12 protein-coding genes are annotated in these 15247 nt (G+C 69.1%); 4 read left to right on the plus strand and 8 right to left on the minus strand.

Going from position 1 to position 15247, the window contains the following annotated elements:
- Positions 1 to 17 precede the first annotated feature (17 nt).
- The 5 genes from FHD67_RS07410 to FHD67_RS07430 all read right to left on the minus strand — a co-directional run bounded on the left by FHD67_RS07410 (position 18) and on the right by FHD67_RS07430 (position 6362).
- Complete coding sequence (locus FHD67_RS07410) at positions 18 to 2234, minus strand: xanthine dehydrogenase family protein molybdopterin-binding subunit (protein WP_139598331.1); 2217 nt, start codon at positions 2232 to 2234, stop codon at positions 18 to 20.
- Positions 2231 to 3193 carry an FAD binding domain-containing protein gene (locus tag FHD67_RS07415; protein ID WP_139598332.1) on the minus strand — a complete coding sequence of 321 codons (963 nt, stop codon included), beginning with the start codon at positions 3191 to 3193 and terminating at the stop codon, positions 2231 to 2233. The genes FHD67_RS07410 and FHD67_RS07415 overlap by 4 nt, the downstream gene beginning before the upstream one ends.
- The gene (locus FHD67_RS07420) at positions 3190 to 3717 is read right to left on the minus strand and encodes a 2Fe-2S iron-sulfur cluster-binding protein (RefSeq protein WP_127898806.1); all 528 of its coding nucleotides are present in this window, start codon (positions 3715 to 3717) and stop codon (positions 3190 to 3192) included. The genes FHD67_RS07415 and FHD67_RS07420 overlap by 4 nt, the downstream gene beginning before the upstream one ends.
- A 76-nt stretch (positions 3718 to 3793) precedes the next feature.
- Positions 3794 to 4774, minus strand: a complete 981-nt coding sequence (locus FHD67_RS07425; protein ID WP_139598333.1) for a bile acid:sodium symporter family protein — start codon at positions 4772 to 4774, stop codon at positions 3794 to 3796.
- Between the two features lie 10 nt (positions 4775 to 4784).
- Positions 4785 to 6362 carry a gamma-glutamyltransferase family protein gene (locus FHD67_RS07430; protein ID WP_045998891.1) on the minus strand — a complete coding sequence of 526 codons (1578 nt, stop codon included), beginning with the start codon at positions 6360 to 6362 and terminating at the stop codon, positions 4785 to 4787.
- A 92-nt stretch (positions 6363 to 6454) separates the two neighbouring features.
- Here FHD67_RS07430 and FHD67_RS07435 point away from each other — a divergent pair, with 92 nt between their 5' ends.
- Positions 6455 to 7090, plus strand: coding sequence for a GntR family transcriptional regulator (locus FHD67_RS07435; protein ID WP_045999571.1), 636 nt, complete (start codon positions 6455 to 6457; stop codon positions 7088 to 7090).
- Positions 7091 to 7093: 3 nt separating this feature from the next.
- On the opposite strand, the gene FHD67_RS07440 is transcribed toward FHD67_RS07435, so the two are convergent.
- Positions 7094 to 10162 (minus strand): efflux RND transporter permease subunit, encoded by a 3069-nt coding sequence (locus FHD67_RS07440; protein WP_139598334.1) that lies wholly within the window; start codon positions 10160 to 10162, stop codon positions 7094 to 7096.
- A complete protein-coding gene (locus FHD67_RS07445) occupies positions 10159 to 11268 on the minus strand; it encodes an efflux RND transporter periplasmic adaptor subunit (RefSeq protein ID WP_139598335.1) in 1110 nt (369 codons plus the stop codon). Before FHD67_RS07445 ends, FHD67_RS07440 begins: the two co-directional genes overlap by 4 nt.
- 185 nt (positions 11269 to 11453) lie before the next feature.
- Between FHD67_RS07445 and FHD67_RS07450 the strand changes: the two genes are divergently transcribed.
- Positions 11454 to 12236: an inositol monophosphatase family protein gene (locus FHD67_RS07450; RefSeq protein ID WP_139598336.1), complete on the plus strand. Its 783-nt coding sequence runs from the start codon at positions 11454 to 11456 to the stop codon at positions 12234 to 12236.
- Here FHD67_RS07450 and FHD67_RS07455 read toward each other — a convergent pair.
- Positions 12233 to 12964 carry an FkbM family methyltransferase gene (locus tag FHD67_RS07455; RefSeq protein ID WP_176695077.1) on the minus strand — a complete coding sequence of 244 codons (732 nt, stop codon included), beginning with the start codon at positions 12962 to 12964 and terminating at the stop codon, positions 12233 to 12235. The genes FHD67_RS07450 and FHD67_RS07455 overlap by 4 nt on opposite strands.
- A gap of 195 nt (positions 12965 to 13159) precedes the next feature.
- On the opposite strand from FHD67_RS07455, the gene ribA reads away from it, so the two are divergent.
- Together ribA and FHD67_RS07465 are read left to right on the plus strand one after the other, a co-directional pair.
- On the plus strand, positions 13160 to 14296 hold the full coding sequence (ribA, locus tag FHD67_RS07460; protein ID WP_139598337.1) for a GTP cyclohydrolase II: 1137 nt from the start codon (positions 13160 to 13162) through the stop codon (positions 14294 to 14296).
- A complete protein-coding gene (locus FHD67_RS07465; RefSeq protein ID WP_139598338.1) occupies positions 14293 to 15237 on the plus strand; it encodes a zinc-dependent alcohol dehydrogenase in 945 nt (314 codons plus the stop codon). The genes ribA and FHD67_RS07465 overlap by 4 nt, the downstream gene beginning before the upstream one ends.
- The last annotated feature ends 10 nt before the right edge of the window (positions 15238 to 15247 follow it).

Below are 15247 nucleotides of genomic sequence, written 5' to 3' on the forward strand. Positions count from 1 at the left end.
ACCGCCCCCGCATGCGATCACGCCGCCGGGGCGAAAGGATCGGGCAGATGGGCCAGCAGCTTGTCCGGCGTCATCGGGAAATCGTGCAGACGCACGCCGCAGGCATTGTAGATGGCATTCGCCACCGCCCCCGCCGCCCCGCAGATGCCCAGTTCGCCGACACCCTTGGCTTGGATGGGCGATGCGTGCGGATCACGCTCCTCCAGCAGGATGACCTCCATGTCGGGAATGTCCGCATGGACCGGCACATGGTATTCGGCCAAGTCGTGGTTCACCAGATGACCGTCGCGGCTGTCAAAGGACAGCTCCTCGGTCAGTGCACTGCCGATGCCCCAGACCATGCCGCCCAGACATTGCGACCGCGCCGTCTTGGCGTTCAGCACCCGGCCAAACCCGAAAGCCCCGGTCATGCGGCGCAGACGCGTCTCTCCGGTGAAGGCATTGACCGCGACCTCGCAGAAGAAGGCGCCGTAGGTCGACTGGTTGACCTTCTCCATCAGCTTGCCCGGTTCGATCTTGCCGGTCCGCGTCAGATCCTCGGACAGAAGGTCGGTCACGGGACGCGGCTCGACGCCCTCGGCCCAGGCCTTGCCATCCTGCAGCAGCAGGTCGTCGGACGCACAGCCAAGCGCCTGCGCCAAGGTCGCGCGGATCGCCTCGCACGCCAGGAACACCGCCGAACCCGTCGATGACGCGCCCCAGCTGCCCCCCGAACCAGCGCCGGACGGCAGGCGGCTGTCACCCAGACGGACGGTGGTGCGCTCGATTGGCTGGCCCAGCATCTCTGCGGCGACCTGACCTAGGATGGCATAGCTGCCGGTGCCGATGTCGGTATGATCGGTCTCGACCACCACATGGCCATTGGCGGTCAGGGTCACCCGGGCCTCGGCCTTAGCCAGGATGTTCACGCGCGCGGCGGATGCCACACCCATGCCGATCCACCATTCACCCTCGCGCCGCGCGCAGGGAGTGGCGCTGCGCTTGTCCCAGCCAAAGGCTGCAGCGCCGGCGTCCAAAGCCTCGACCAGCCTGCGCGAGGAATAGGGCGTACCCTCGCCCGGCACCTCGTCGGGCAGGTTGCGCTTGCGCAATTCGACCGGGTCGATGCCGGTGGCTTCGGCCAGTTCGTCCATCGCGACCTCAAGGGCCTGCATGCCAACGGCCTCGCCCGGCGCACGGACAGAACCGGCGGTCAGACGGGTGATATCGGACTTGCGCACTGCCAGCAGGCGGTTCTCGCCGGCATACAGGAACTCGGAGGCTTGCGTCACCGGTTCGGAGAAGCTTTCTCCGGGCAGGTTCGACACCAGCGCCTCATGAGCAAAGGCGGTCAGGCGACCGTCGTGGCCGCAGCCCAGACGGATGCGCTGTTCGGTTTCCGACCGGCGCATGATCGATTGGAACACCTGCTGGCGGCTCATGACCACACGGACTGGGCGCCCCAGTTCCTTGGCGGCAATCGCCGCGGCGACCGCCTCGTGCGAGATGCCCAGCTTGGACCCGAACCCGCCGCCGACATAGGGCGACAGAAGATGCACGTGCTTGGGGTCGATCCCCAGGCTGTCGGCCAGCTCCGCGACGTTATAGGTCAGCATCTGCAGGCTGCCCCACAGTGTCAGATCCTTGCCATTCCATTCCGCAACCGCCGCATGCGGCTCCATCGCGGCACTGGCATGGCCGGGGGTTGTGAAGGTCAGATCGACGGAATGCGCGGCGTCGCGCATGGCCTTGTCCAGATCGCCCGCCTTGATCGGATCTGCGGCCGGTTCCGCATCTGCGGCATCCGGCAGGAACTGCGCGTCGCCGGACTGGTCCTCGTATTCGATGTCCAGCGCCTTCGCGGCATTGGTCGCCTGCTCGAACGTCTCGGCGACGACCAGGGCCACCGGCTGCATCGGAAAGTCGACCTTCGAGACGTCCTGCTCGGGGGCCTCGCCCGCGGTGCCCTGCGCGGCACGGCGCAGCATCCGTTCCGAGGAATAGACGCCCAGAACGCCGGGCATCGCCATCACGACGTCGCGGTTGATCTTCCTGACCCGACCGGTGCTGATCGTCGCGCCGACCAGAACGCCCTCGGCGCAGTTCTCGCGTGCATATTCGGCGGCATAGGTCGCGGTGCCCGCCACCTTCAGCGGGCCTTCCGGCCGGTCCAGCGGCTTGCCGATCACCCCCTGGCGGGTGCGATCCAGCATGTCGCGGGTGTCGGGGGTGTCATAGGTATCGCTCATCGTCATTCCCCCGTGGCTTCTGCCAGCACCGCCGCAAGGGCGCGGCGGACCAGCGTGATCTTGAAATCGTTGTGTCCCTGGCCACGCGCATCCTCCAGCAGAAGGTCGGCGGCCTTGTCGAACAGCGCGGGCGTCGGGCGTTCCCCGACCAGCACCGCCTCGACTCGGTCGTCGGTCCACGGCTTGTGGGCAATGCTTCCGAACGCCAGTTGAGCGGCTTCGATGCGGCCGTTGTCCATGCGGACCGCCGCAGCCACGGACACCAGCGCAAAGGCATAGGATGCCCGGTCGCGCACCTTGCGATACAGCTGACGTCCCCCGAACGGTGCCGGCAGGCGGATCGCGGTGATGACCTCACCCGCCTTCAGCACGTTGTCGTGCGACGGATCATCCCCCGGCAGGCGGTGGAAATCGCGCATCGGAACTTCACGGGTGCCGTCAGGACCTTCGGTCTCGACCGTGGCGCGCAGGGCTGACAGGGCCACGGCCATGTCGCCCGGATAGGTCGCGATACAGGCATCGGACGCGCCCAGGATCGCATGGTTGCGGTTCACGCCACCTTGCGCCGCGCAGCCGGTACCCGGTTCGCGCTTGTTGCAAGGCGACCGCCCGTCCATGAAATAACCACAGCGCGTGCGCTGGCACAGGTTGCCGCCCATCGTCGCCTTGTTGCGCAACTGCGGGCTGGCACCGGCCAGAATGGCGCGCGACAGCAGCGGCCAGTCGGCACGGATGCGCGGATGCGCCGCGCAGTCCGAGTTGCTGACCAGCGCGCCGATGCGAAGACCGGCACCCTCGGGGGTGATCTCCTTGAGGCCGACGCGGGTGATGTCCAGCAGGGCATCGGGGGTCGCGACCTCCAGCTTCATCAGGTCCAGCATGTTGGTGCCGCCGGCGATCAGCATCGCGGGGCTGCCGACGGCTTGGGCCAGATCGCCCGCGCGGTCGTATTCGAATGCCTTCATTGCGCAGCCTCCGTCTGGGCCATGGCGTCGCGGATGGCGGCCAGGATGTTGTCATAGGCGCCGCAGCGGCACAGGTTGCCACTCATCCGTTCGCGGATCTCGGCATCGGCGACGGCGGGCTTGTCGGCCGGATCGGCGGTAACGGCACTGGGCCAGCCCTGCCGGATCTCCTCGATCATCGCGGTGGCCGAACAGATCTGGCCGGGCGTGCAATAACCACACTGGAACCCGTCATGGGCCACGAAGGCCGCCTGCAGGGTCGACAGCGCATCGGGTGTGCCGATGCCCTCGATCGTGGTGATCTCATCCTCGTCATGCATGACGGCCAGCGTCAGGCAGGAGTTGATGCGGCGACCGTTGACGATGACGGTGCAGGCGCCGCATTGACCGTGGTCGCAGCCCTTCTTGGTGCCGGTCAGGCCAAGGTCCAGACGCAGGACGTCAAGCAGGCTGCGGCGGGGGTCGCCGTGATATTCATGGGATTGGCCGTTGACGGACAACCTGGCGGCGGGGCGTTGTGCCATTGGGGGCTCCTTGGACCGCGGTGCTGGGTCCAAGGCAACGTGGGCCGGGCAACCCGGTTCCCATGTCTTTTCGCCCTTACGCCACCAGGGCCGTGGCGTTCCGCCGCGCCCGGTTCTGCGCGATCATCGCGCAGATCAGCAGCTGTGCCATGTGATAGACCAGGACGGGCAGGACGGTGGCCCCGACCGTCTCGGCCGGGAACAGCGCGGTGGCGATGGGCAGGCCTGTCGCAAGGCTCTTGGTGGACCCGCAGAAAAACAGCACGATCCGGTCCTCCAGCGGCAGGCCGAAGGCGCGGCCCGCCCCGGCCATCATTCCGAAGACGCAGGCCAGCAGCACCAGCATGACCGCGATCAGCGCGATCAGGGCGGTCGGCGGGATCGACGCCCACAGGCCCGACACCGTGCCCGCACTGAAGGCCGAATAGACGATCAGCAGGATCGCGCCCCGGTCCACGACCAGGGTCAGCGTCTTGCGGTTGCGCACGAACGCGCCCACCCACGGGCGCAGGATCTGTCCCACGACGAAGGGCAGCAGGATCTGCGTGCCGATGCGCAGCACAGCGTCCAGGCTGACGCCGCCCTCTCCGGTCTTCAACAGCACCGCGACCAGCGCCGGGGTCAGCGCCACGCCGACCAGGTTCGACAGCGACGCCGCGCAGATCGCCGCGGGGACGTTGCCCCCCGCCATCGACACGAAGGCGATCGAGCTTTGGATCGTCGAGGGAAGCACCGCCAGGAACACCAGCCCCAGCGTGACCTGCGGTCCCAGCAGATCGCCGAAGATCAGCGCGAATGCCATGCCCAGCACCGGGATCATCAGATAGGTCGCGGCGAATGTCAGTCCCTGCAGGCGCCAGTTCAGCATCCCCGCCTTGACCGAAGCCGGGTCCAGCTTGGCCCCGTACAGAAAGAACAGCAGCGCCACCGCCCAATAGGTCACCTGACCCAGGGCGTCGGACGCCACGCCCTGCGCCGGCAGCACCAGGCCCACCATGACGGTGCCCAGCAGCATCAGCATATAGCTGTCGATTCCGATGCGTTTCAGAAAGCCCATGTCCGTCTCCTTACAGGCCGATGGCCATGCCGTCCTTGCGGCTGTCCGACCCGCCTTCCAGCAGGCCGTCGCCGATGCGGATTGCCTGCGCCCCGCCCATCGGGCCGGTCAGGCGCTTGATGACATGGCCGCGCGCGGCCAGGTCGTCGCAGATGTCCTGCGGCAGGGTCGGTTCCACCTGCAGCACGCCGTCGGTGGCAAAGGTCCGCGGCTCGTCCATGGCCGCCTGCAGCGACAGGCCGCGGTCGATCACCGCCGACAGGAAGGCCGCGTGGCCCGCCGCCTGGTACTGTCCGCCCATCACGCCGAAGGGCATGACCGTGCGGCCGCCCTGGGTCAGCATGCCGGGAATGATCGTGTGCATCGGGCGCTTGCGCGGGCCGATCGCGTTCGGATGGCCGGGGATCAGACGGAACGACGCACCGCGGCTCTGGAACAGCACGCCGGTCGCGGGGTCCAGCCGCCCGGACCCGAAGCCGTGGAAGATCGAATTGATGAAGGACACCGCATTCCCCTCGGCATCCACGACGCACAGATAGATGGTGTCCTTGTGCTCGGGCTCGTCCCACAGCGCCGGGGCCTGGGCGCGGGCCATGTCGATGCGGGCGCGCAGGGCCGCGATGGCGGCCTGCGACATCAGTGCCTCGGTCAGCCCGGCGCAATGATCGGGATCGCCCAGCAGTTCGTCGCGGTGATGATAGGCAAGCTTCGTCGCCTCGGCCTGGACATGGATGCGGTCGGCCACGGACAGCGCGGCCATGTCGAACCCCTCGATGATCTTCAGGATCAACAGCGCGGCCAGCCCCTGTCCGTTCGGCGGGCATTCATGGACGTCGAACCTGCGATAGCGGGCGCAGATCGGTTCGACCCATTCGGCGCCGTCGGTGGCATCCGCGAAATCCTGCTGGGTGTGCAGCCCGCCCAGGGATCGCAGATGCGCGACCATGCGTGCCGCGGTGTCGCCCTGATAGAAGGCGGCCGGACCGTGGGCCGCGATCTCCTCAAGGCGGTCGGCCAGCAGGGGTTGGGCAAAGCGGGCGCCGGCAGGCGGGACCGGCAGGAAATGCGCCGCCGCATGCGGATCGCCTGCGACGGTGGCCTGCCCTTCGGCCCAGTCCTGGGCGACGCGGGGGGTGACGGGAAACCCGTCGCGGCCATAGCCGATCGCGTCGCGGAACAGGCGCGACAGCGGCAGGCGGCCCAGATCGGCATGCAGGCGGCACCACGCGGAGATTGCGCCGGGCACGGTCACCGCATGCGCGCTGGTCTGGGGAATGGTGTCGGTCAGACCCGCGGCCTGCAGCGCCTCGACCGTTGCCGCGGCGGGGGCGCGGCCCGACCCGTTCAGCGCGCGCACCGGCCCGTTTGCCGGCGCATAAAGTGCAAAGCAGTCGCCGCCGATCCCGGTCATCAACGGGTCGACCACCGCCTGCACCGCGCTGGCGGCGATGGCGGCGTCGACCGCGTTCCCGCCCTCGGCCAGGATGGCCAGGCCCGCCGCGCTGGCCAGCGGGTGCGAGGTGGCGACCATTGCACGACCGGCAAGGGTGGACGGCCTGCGGCCCGACAGGAAATCGAATGCAGTCATGGAACAGGCTCTCCGGCGAGGAATCACATGGTCAAGCGGCTGTGGTATGTATACATGTTGCAGGCACAGGAATACAATTGACGGAATTCCCGATGCCTCCCATCCGTTCGGCCGATCAGATCCACGATGCGCTTTCCGCGCAGATCATCGCGGGCACGCTGCGTCCCGGCGACCCGTTGGGAGAGACGACCCTTGCCGCGCGGTTCGGCCTGTCCCGGACCCCGGTACGCGAGGCGTTGCAGCGGCTGGCCGCCGAAGGGCTGGTGGAACGCGGCCCCCGCCGGGCGTTCCTGGTGCGCCGCATGGGCAGCGACGCCCTGCGCCACCTGTTCGAGGCCCTGGCGGAACTGGAGGCGCTGTGCGCCAGCCTGTCCGCGCTGCGGATGACCCCGACCGACCATGCGCTGCTGGCGGGCATTCTGGACCGCGACGACCTGCCCGGCGCAGACTACGCCCAGGCCAACATGCGCTTTCACGAGGCGTTGCGCCAAGGCGCGGGAAACGCCGTGCTGGCCGACCTGCTGGCCGACCTGAACCGGCGCAGCCTGCCGTGGCGCAACGCGCAGTTTCAGGTCCGCGCGGCGCGCATCGAAACCTCGCGGGCGGAACATCGCGCGATCCTGGGGGCGATCACGGCGCGCGACGCGGATCGCGCGGCAGACCTTATGCGGGCGCATATGGGCACCTCGCTTGGCGTCATCCTGGAGATGATCGCGGGGCGGGAATGACCGCTATTCCGCGGGCTGAGGATCGGTTGCGGGCACGTCCCGGCGCCCGATCCGTTCGATCAGCACATAGATCACCGGCGTCAGCAGCAGCGTCAGCACGAAGGCCAGCGACAGCCCGCCCACGATGACCGCACCGATGGCGCGGCGGCTTTCCGCCCCCGCCCCCGTCGCGGTCGCCAAGGGCACGGCCCCCAGGATCGTGGCGATGGTCGTCATCAGCACGGGCCGCAGGCGCGTCACCGCCCCCTCGCGCGCCGCAGTGACCAGATCGCGGCCCTCCTCGCGCAGCTGGTTGGCGAACTCGACGATCAGGATGCCGTTCTTGGCCATGATCCCGATCAGCAGGATCATCCCCACCTGTGAAAAGATGTTCACCGACGCCCCCGTCAGCAGAAGCGTCGCCACCGCCCCAGCAAGGCCCAGCGGCACCGTCAGCATGATCGTCAGCGGTGTGCGAAAGCTCTCGAACTGCGCCGCCAGCACCAGGAACACGATCAGCAGCGCCATTCCGAAGACCGTCGCGACGCCGCCCTGGTTCTCCTGGTAATCCGCCGCCTGACCGCGCCAGACCAGCAGAGCGCCCGCCGGCAGCTCGGCCGCGGCCTGTTCGACAAGGGTGATGGCGCGGGCCAGGTCGGTCCCCTCGACCAAATCGGCCTCGGTGTTGACCGAGATCAGGCGGTCGTTCCGCGCGATCGACGGGACCGTGGCCCCGGTTGTGACGTCGGCAAAGGCCGACAGCGGGATCAGGTCACCGCGCGTGTTGCGGATCAGCACGGACAGCATGTCCTGAACGCTGTCGCGGTCTTCGGGGGCCGCCTGCAGGATGACCGGGTACTGGCGGCCGTCGCTGGTGTATTCACCGACGGTGCGGGACGCGAACAGCACCTGCAGGGTCTGGGCCACGGTTTCGCTGTCCAAGCCAAGGTCCTGGGCGCGGGTGCGGTCGATGTCCAGCGACGCGCCCGGCTGGTTTGCCGCGTAATCGACCTCGATCCCGGACAGGCCCGGCGCATCGGCCAGTCGGGCGGCCACGTCCTCGGCCCACGCGGCGGCGCGGTCCAGGTCCGGCCCGCCGATGGACCAGCTGATGCTTCCGCTGCCGCCGCCAAGGCCCAGGCCACCAGACGGGCGGATCGAGGTCGACACCTCGGTCATCGCGGACAGTTGCGGGCGCAGGTCGGCCATGACCTCCTCCACGCTGACATCGCGGCCGTCCCACGGCGACAGGTTGACGAACAGCAGCGCCCGGCGCGCATTCGCGCCAAGCCCGACGATGGCGGTGACGTTTTCCACGATGCCCTGATCGCGCAGCGGCTGGATCATCGCCTCGACCTTCCGGGTCGCCGCGTCGGTATATTCCAGGTTCGACCCCTGCGGCGCGTTCAGGATGATGCGGAAGCTGCCGCGATCCTCGTCCGGGGTCAGCTGGCGCGGCAGCGCCTGATAGACGGACACCGCCCCCGCGACCAGGAAGGCCGTGCCCGCCAGGATGACCACGGGCCGTGCGATCAGCACCCGCAGGATGCGGTCATAGCCGCGTTCCAGCCAGACGATGGCCCGGTTCATCGTGCGGGTCAGCAGGTTCGGACGATCCTCGCGCGGCATCACCCGCGCGGCCAGCACCGGTGACAGGGTCAGCGCGACAAGGCCCGACACGGCCACCGCAATGGCCAGCACGATGCCGAATTCCGCGAACAGCTGGCCCAGTTCCCCGTCCATGAAACTGACCGGGACAAAGACAGCAATCAGCACGGCGGTGGTGGCGATGACGGCAAAGCTGACCTGCCCCGCGCCCTGCCGCGCGGCCTCGGCCCGCGACTTGCCCATGGCGCGGTGGCGCTGAATGTTCTCAAGCACGACGATGGCGTCGTCGACGACCAGGCCGATCGCCAGGATCAACGCAAACAGCGTCAGGATGTTGATCGTGAAACCCAGGGCCAGCATCCCCAATGCGGCGCCCAGGGCCGATACCGGGATGGTCACGATGGGCACCAGCGACAGCCGCAGCGACCCCAGAAACAGGAAGATCACCGCCGTGACCAGGGCCACCGCCTCCAGGAACACCTTGAGGACCTGTTCGATCGAGCTTTCGATGAACACGGCCTCGTCCGTGGTGATGGTCAGCGCCATGCCGTCGGGCAGGGTGTCGCGAATGCGGTCCAGTTCCGCCCGGACGGCGGTCGAGATGGCGACGGTGTTCGACTGCGCCTGCGGCTGGACGCCCAGGCCCAAGGCCACGGTGCCGTTGGCGCGATAGATGGTCGTGGTGTCCTCGGCCCCCTCCTCGATCCGCGCGACGTCGCCAAGGCGCAGGGGGCGCCCGCCCTCGTCGCGCAGCACGACCTGGCGGAACACGTCGGCCGAGGTAAAGCGCGTCTGCGCCAGCACCTGCAGCTGGCGGGCGCTCGTCTCGATCTGGCCCGCGGGCAGTTCGACGTTGTTGGCCTGCAGCGCGCCGATGATGTCGCTGGTGGTGATGCCATAGGCGGCCATGCGCGACTGATCCAGCCAGATGCGCATCGACGGCGCGCGCTCGCCAAAGATCTGCGCATTGGCCACGCCCGGCAGGCGCGCCAGGCGGTCGGTGATGAAGCGGCTGGCGTAGTCGGACAGTTCCAGGGGCGTCATCGACGGGCTGGACAGGGCCAGCCGGATCACCGGGTCGCCCTCATCGTCGTTCTTTTCCACGCGGGGCGTGTCCGCCCCGTCGGGCAGGTCGTTCAGCACCCGTTCGACGGCGGCGCGCACGTCGTTGGCGGCGCTGTCGATGTCGCGTCCCGGATCGAATGTCAGCACGTTGCGCATCCGTCCCCGGTCAGAGCTGGTGCGCATGGCGGTCACGCCGCTGACCCCGGCCAGCGCGCCCTCGATCACCGTGGCCAGCTGGTTGTCGACCACATCGGGTGCGGCGCCGGTATAGTTCACGCGGACGCTGACCTCGGCCGCCTCGACCGAGGGCAGCTCGCGGACCGGCAGGCGGGTGATGGCCACCGCCCCGATCAGCACGATCAGCAGGTTGATGACGGTTGCGAAGACCGGGCGGCGCAGGGCGAAATCGGGGACGCTCATCCGTCGGCTCCGACCAGGGGTTCGGCGGCGGCGGTCCGGTCGGGGCGCGGCGTGGCGGTGACGACGGTGCCGGCGTCGACGCGGTGCAGGTTCGACACGATGATCTGGGTGCCCAGGTCCAGACCCGCCAGGACCTCGACCAGGCCGTCGGACTGCTGGCCCACCTGGATGTCGGCCCAGGCCGCCTCGTTCCCCTGCACGATCAGGACGCGCTGGACGTCGCCCTCGACGCTCAGCGCGGATTCGGGGACCGCGGGGCGTTCGCGCTGATCCAGGACCAGCTCGACCTGCAAGAACATCCCGCCGGTCAGGGCGCGGTCGGGGTTCGGCATCTGCGCCCGCAGCGCGATCGACCGCGTGGCGGCATCGACCCGCGTGTCGATCAGGCTGATCGTCGCGTCGAAGACCCGGTCGGGCCAGGCCGAGGACCGCAGCTGGACCCCCTGCCCGACCGCCAGGCGCGGCAACAGCGTCTCGGGCACGCCGAAATCCACCTCGATCACCTCCAGGTCGTCCAGCGTGGCGATGGGGGTGCCGCTGTCCAGCATCTGCCCCTCGACCAGGTCGGTCAGGCCGATGACGCCGGAAAACGGCGCGCGCAGCAGGCGATCCTCCAGCAGGACCTGGGCGCGGTCGCGTTCGGCCTGGGCGCGCAGCTGGGCCGCGCGGGCGGTCTGAAAGGCGGCGTCAGACGACGATCCGCTGGCATTCAGCTGTTCCTGGCGGGCAAAGGCGGCATCGGCCTCGGCCAGGGTCGCCTCGGCGGCGGCCAGATCGGCCTGTTCGGCGCGGTCGTCCAGTTCCAGCAGGACATCGCCGCGTTCGACCCGTGCGCCGGGGCGAAAGGCGATGCGGGTGATGCGGCCGCTCGCCTCGGGCATCAGCTCGACCGCGCTGCGGGCACGCGCGGTGCCGACGGCGCGGACGCTGTCGACGAACCGGGCGGTCTGGACGGCCACGGTCTCGACCGGCACCGCCTCTCCGGCGCCGTCGGACGGGCGGCGGGCCTGTTCGGGTTCGCTCAGCAGACGGTCCGACAGCGTCATGCCCCCGGCGGCCGCGGCGATGATCACGATGGCGCCGATGGTTGCCTTGACGAAGCGCATGGTCTGTATTCTCCCGTGACGGGCCTGGGGTCGGTCGGCCTCCTGCCGCCCTTGTCGCCGGGCGGTGCTGCGCGCAGATTGCCCCTTGGTGCGCATCGTGCAACTGATAATCCCGTGTAGGGGGCCCGATACGCTCCCATTGCCTCCGCAGGGGGCATGCGGCCCGCCCCCTGAAAGGATCCCCGATGGGTACCACCGACGACCTGACCCTGGCGATCGACGCCGCCCATGCAGCCGGAGCGCTGCTGCAGGCGCATTGGAACGACCGCGACCTGCTGACCATCGACGCCAAGCGTCAGGGCGACTTCGTGTCGCAGGCTGACCACCAGTCCGAGGCGCTGCTGCGCGACCGCCTGCTGGGCGCCAACCCCGACGACGGCTGGCTGGGCGAGGAGACCGACGCCCGTCCTGGCCGGCGCCGTTGGATCGTGGACCCCCTGGACGGCACGACGAACTTTCTGCGCGGGATCGCGCATTGGGCGGTGTCCATCGCGCTGGAACAGGACGGGCAGCTGGTGCTGGGCGTGGTCCACGACCCGCTGAAGGCAGAAACGTTCAGCGCCATGACAGGGTCGGGGCTGCAGCTGAACGGGCGCCGCCTGGACCCTGCCGCGCCGCCGGGCTTTGACGCGGCGCTGTTCGGGACGGGCCTGCCGTTCGGCAACATGCCTTACATCGACGATCACGCGGCCGACCTGGCGCGGGTGCTGCCGGGCACGGCGGGGGTGCGCCGGATGGGTACCGCGGCGCTGGATCTGGCCTATGTGGCGGCCGGGCGGCTGGACGGGTTCTGGGAACGCCGCCTGCGTCCCTGGGACATCAGTGCCGGTCTGGTCCTGGTCCGCGAGGCCGGGATGCAGGTCGAAGGCTGGACCCCCGACGAACGCCCCGAGGAGACGGGGACCGTCATCACCGCCCCGGCGCCGATCTTTGACCGGCTGGCCGCGACGCTGCGTGCGGACCGCTAGGCCAGCCGCGCGTAAAGATCGCCGGACCCGCCCTGCGGATCGAGGCCCTTCAGCCAGGCGCGCACGGCATCCGCGTCGCGCCAATCGTCCCACAGGAACCCGCCCGCCTCGCCTGTCACCGGATTGAAGCGGTAGAGGCCCAGATCCTGCAGCCTGTCGATCACCGCCAGCGTCCGGTCGCGGAACGCCGGCAGGTATTCGACCGACAGCATCGGCAGCGGCTGGCCCAGCCCGGACAGCACGTCCAGCTCGAACCCCTCGACGTCGATCTTGACGAAATCGGGCAGGCCATGCGCCGCGATCAGCGCGTCCATGGTGGTCATCCGCACCTCCTGGCTGCGGTCCCACCGGACATGCTCGAAGCCGGGGGCAGCGGCCGCCTCGGCCGCAAAGCTGGTGCTCAGCGACGACACCGTCGGATGCAGCGACGACACCGCCATGCGGGCCACCGTCTCCGTCGGGCCGATGGCCTGCTGCACCAGCACGATATCGCGCGGCAGGCTGCGGCGCAGAAAGCCCGCGAACGGCTCCTGCGGTTCGCAGGCCACGACCCTCGCCCCGGCGGCCCGCATGGCGCGCGCCCGGCTGCCCACATGCGCACCGATGTCGAAGGCCAGGTCGCCCGGTTGCAGCAGCCCGCCATAGAACGCCCGCAGCTGCCTGCGCCGCAGCGGGTTGTAATAGATGGCAAGCGACCGGATCAGCCCCAGATAGGCACGCAGTTGCATCGGGTATCCTCAGGTTTGAACGGTCGCAGCCTAGGGCCATCGGCGGCCCGCGTCCAGAAAACCGGGGCGTGCCGAAACGCCGCGCGAAACTTTGCGACATTCTGCCACAACGCCGCAACCTTTGCGGAACTGCTACGTGTTTCAAGACGTTGCGACTTGCGTGACACCTCAATTTGCAGGGACGAAGGTTGACCAATGCACGTATTTCCCCCGACCACCCCCGCTGCGCTTTCGGTCACCGCGACCGGTGATCCGCTGGCGCTGCGCACGGCCGAACGGGTTGCGCGCATGGTCTCCGATCTCAGGCTTGGCCTGCCAGTCGTGCTGCTGGGCGAGCCCGCTGCGGCGCTGATCCTGCCGGTCGAGACGCTGTCGCCGGAACGGTTCGCGGCCCTTGGTTCCGGGGGCGAACTGGTGCTGACGGCCCGTCGCGCGGACGCCCTGCGCCATCGTCCCCACGAGGGTGAGGTCGCCCTGATCCCGGTTCCCGCCGGCGCACGTCTGGACTGGATCCAGGCGCTGGCCGATCCGTCGCGCCAGATGCCCGCATCGGCCGCCGTGCCCCAGGCACCGCAGCACGCCCCCGCCCCACTGCACCGCGCAGCCATCCGTCTGGTCAAGGCAGCCGAACTGCTGCCCGCCGTTCTGGTCGTGACCGGCCCCGATGTCGTCGAGACTGCCCTGCGCAACGATCTGGGCATCCTGGCCGCCGATGACGTCCTGAACCAGATCCTGCTGCCCCGCGATCCCCGCCCCGTGTCGGACGCCCGCGTACCGATGCTGGCGGCGCGAAACGGACGGCTGCACGTGTTCCGCGCGCCCGACGGCGGCCCCGAGCATTACGCGGTCGAGGTCGGCACGCCCGATCGCAACCAGCCGGTGCTGGTGCGCCTTCATTCCGCCTGCTTCACCGGCGACGTTCTGGGCAGCCTGAAATGCGATTGCGGCCCGCAACTGCAGGCCGCCCTGCGCGCGATGGAGGCGAACGGGACCGGCGTCCTCCTGTATCTGAACCAGGAAGGCCGTGGCATCGGCCTTGCCAACAAGATGCGCGCCTACAGCCTGCAGGATCAGGGCCTGGACACAGTCGAGGCCAATCACCGCCTTGGGTTCGAGGATGACGAACGCGATTTCCGCACCGGCGCCGCGTTGCTGCGCCAGATGGGGATCGGCCGCGTGCGCCTGATGACCAACAACCCCGCCAAGATCGCCCGCCTGGACAGCGAGGGCATCGAGGTCGTGGACCGCGTCGCGCTCAAGGTCGGCCGTGGCCCCGAGAACACCCGCTATCTGGACACCAAGGCACGCAAGTCGGGACATCTGCTGGCATGACGGCCCGCGCACTCTGGTGCACCGCACCGGGCGAGGCGCAGTTGCGTCCCGCGCAGGTCGGCGACGGCATCCATGTCCGCAGCCTGTTTTCCGGCATTAGCCGGGGCACAGAACGGCTGGTCCTGTCGGGAAAGGTGCCGTCCAGCGAACATGACCGCATGCGTGCGCCGTTCCAGGAAGGCGACTTTCCGTTTCCGGTCAAGTACGGCTATGCCAATGTCGGTCAGGCAACAGACGGCGCGCTTGCCGGTCGCATGGTCTTTTCGCTGTTCCCCCACCAGACCGAATTTCGCCTGCCGGAGGATGCGCTGATCCCGCTGCCTGACGCACTGCCGCCGGAACGCGCGATCATGGCCGCGAACATGGAGACCGCGCTGAACATCCTGTGGGACAGCGGCGCGGGCGCGGGTGACCGCATCGCCGTGGTTGGTGGCGGGCTGGTGGGGCTGCTGACGGCCTTCCTGGCCGCGCGGCTGCCGGGGGCAGAGGTCACGGTGATAGACCCCCTGCCCGAACGCGCCGCCATCGCGCGCGACCTGGGTTGCGCCTTTGCAACCCCCGATGATGCCCCCGGGGATCAGGACGTGGTGATCCACACCAGCGCATCCCAAGCCGGGCTGGTGCTGGCGCTGTCCTTGGCGGGGCCGCAGGCCACCATCGCCGAAGCCAGCTGGCACGGCGCCGAACAGGTGTCCCTGCCCTTGGGTGGTTCGTTCCACAGCCGTCGCCTGCGCATCGTCAGCACGCAGGTGGGCGGTATTCCGCCCGACCGTGCGCCGCGCTGGACCTATCGCCGCCGCCTGACCAAGGCGCTGGACCTGCTTCGCGATGCGCGGCTGGACGCCCTGATCTCGGGGCAGACGGCGTTTGCCGACCTGCCCGTTGCCTATCCCGGCATCCTGGCGGACCCCGCCACGCTGTGCCACCGCATCATCTACTGACCCTGGAGAG

Source organism: Paracoccus haeundaensis, from assembly GCF_006239215.1.
In the GTDB taxonomy this organism is placed as follows: Bacteria; Pseudomonadota; Alphaproteobacteria; order Rhodobacterales; family Rhodobacteraceae; genus Paracoccus; species Paracoccus marcusii.

Coding starts and splice junctions, on each gene's coding strand:
- FHD67_RS07440 (WP_139598334.1), bottom strand. CDS start 10,162: ATGAGCGTCCCCGATTTCGCCCTGCGCCGCCCGGTCTTCGCAACCGTC.
- FHD67_RS07465 (WP_139598338.1), top strand. CDS start 14,293: ATGACGGCCCGCGCACTCTGGTGCACCGCACCGGGCGAGGCGCAGTTG.
- FHD67_RS07445 (WP_139598335.1), bottom strand. CDS start 11,268: ATGCGCTTCGTCAAGGCAACCATCGGCGCCATCGTGATCATCGCCGCG.
- FHD67_RS07420 (WP_127898806.1), bottom strand. CDS start 3,717: ATGGCACAACGCCCCGCCGCCAGGTTGTCCGTCAACGGCCAATCCCAT.
- FHD67_RS07425 (WP_139598333.1), bottom strand. CDS start 4,774: ATGGGCTTTCTGAAACGCATCGGAATCGACAGCTATATGCTGATGCTG.
- FHD67_RS07410 (WP_139598331.1), bottom strand. CDS start 2,234: ATGACGATGAGCGATACCTATGACACCCCCGACACCCGCGACATGCTG.
- ribA (WP_139598337.1), top strand. CDS start 13,160: ATGCACGTATTTCCCCCGACCACCCCCGCTGCGCTTTCGGTCACCGCG.
- FHD67_RS07450 (WP_139598336.1), top strand. CDS start 11,454: ATGGGTACCACCGACGACCTGACCCTGGCGATCGACGCCGCCCATGCA.
- FHD67_RS07455 (WP_176695077.1), bottom strand. CDS start 12,964: ATGCAACTGCGTGCCTATCTGGGGCTGATCCGGTCGCTTGCCATCTAT.
- FHD67_RS07435 (WP_045999571.1), top strand. CDS start 6,455: ATGCCTCCCATCCGTTCGGCCGATCAGATCCACGATGCGCTTTCCGCG.
- FHD67_RS07430 (WP_045998891.1), bottom strand. CDS start 6,362: ATGACTGCATTCGATTTCCTGTCGGGCCGCAGGCCGTCCACCCTTGCC.
- FHD67_RS07415 (WP_139598332.1), bottom strand. CDS start 3,193: ATGAAGGCATTCGAATACGACCGCGCGGGCGATCTGGCCCAAGCCGTC.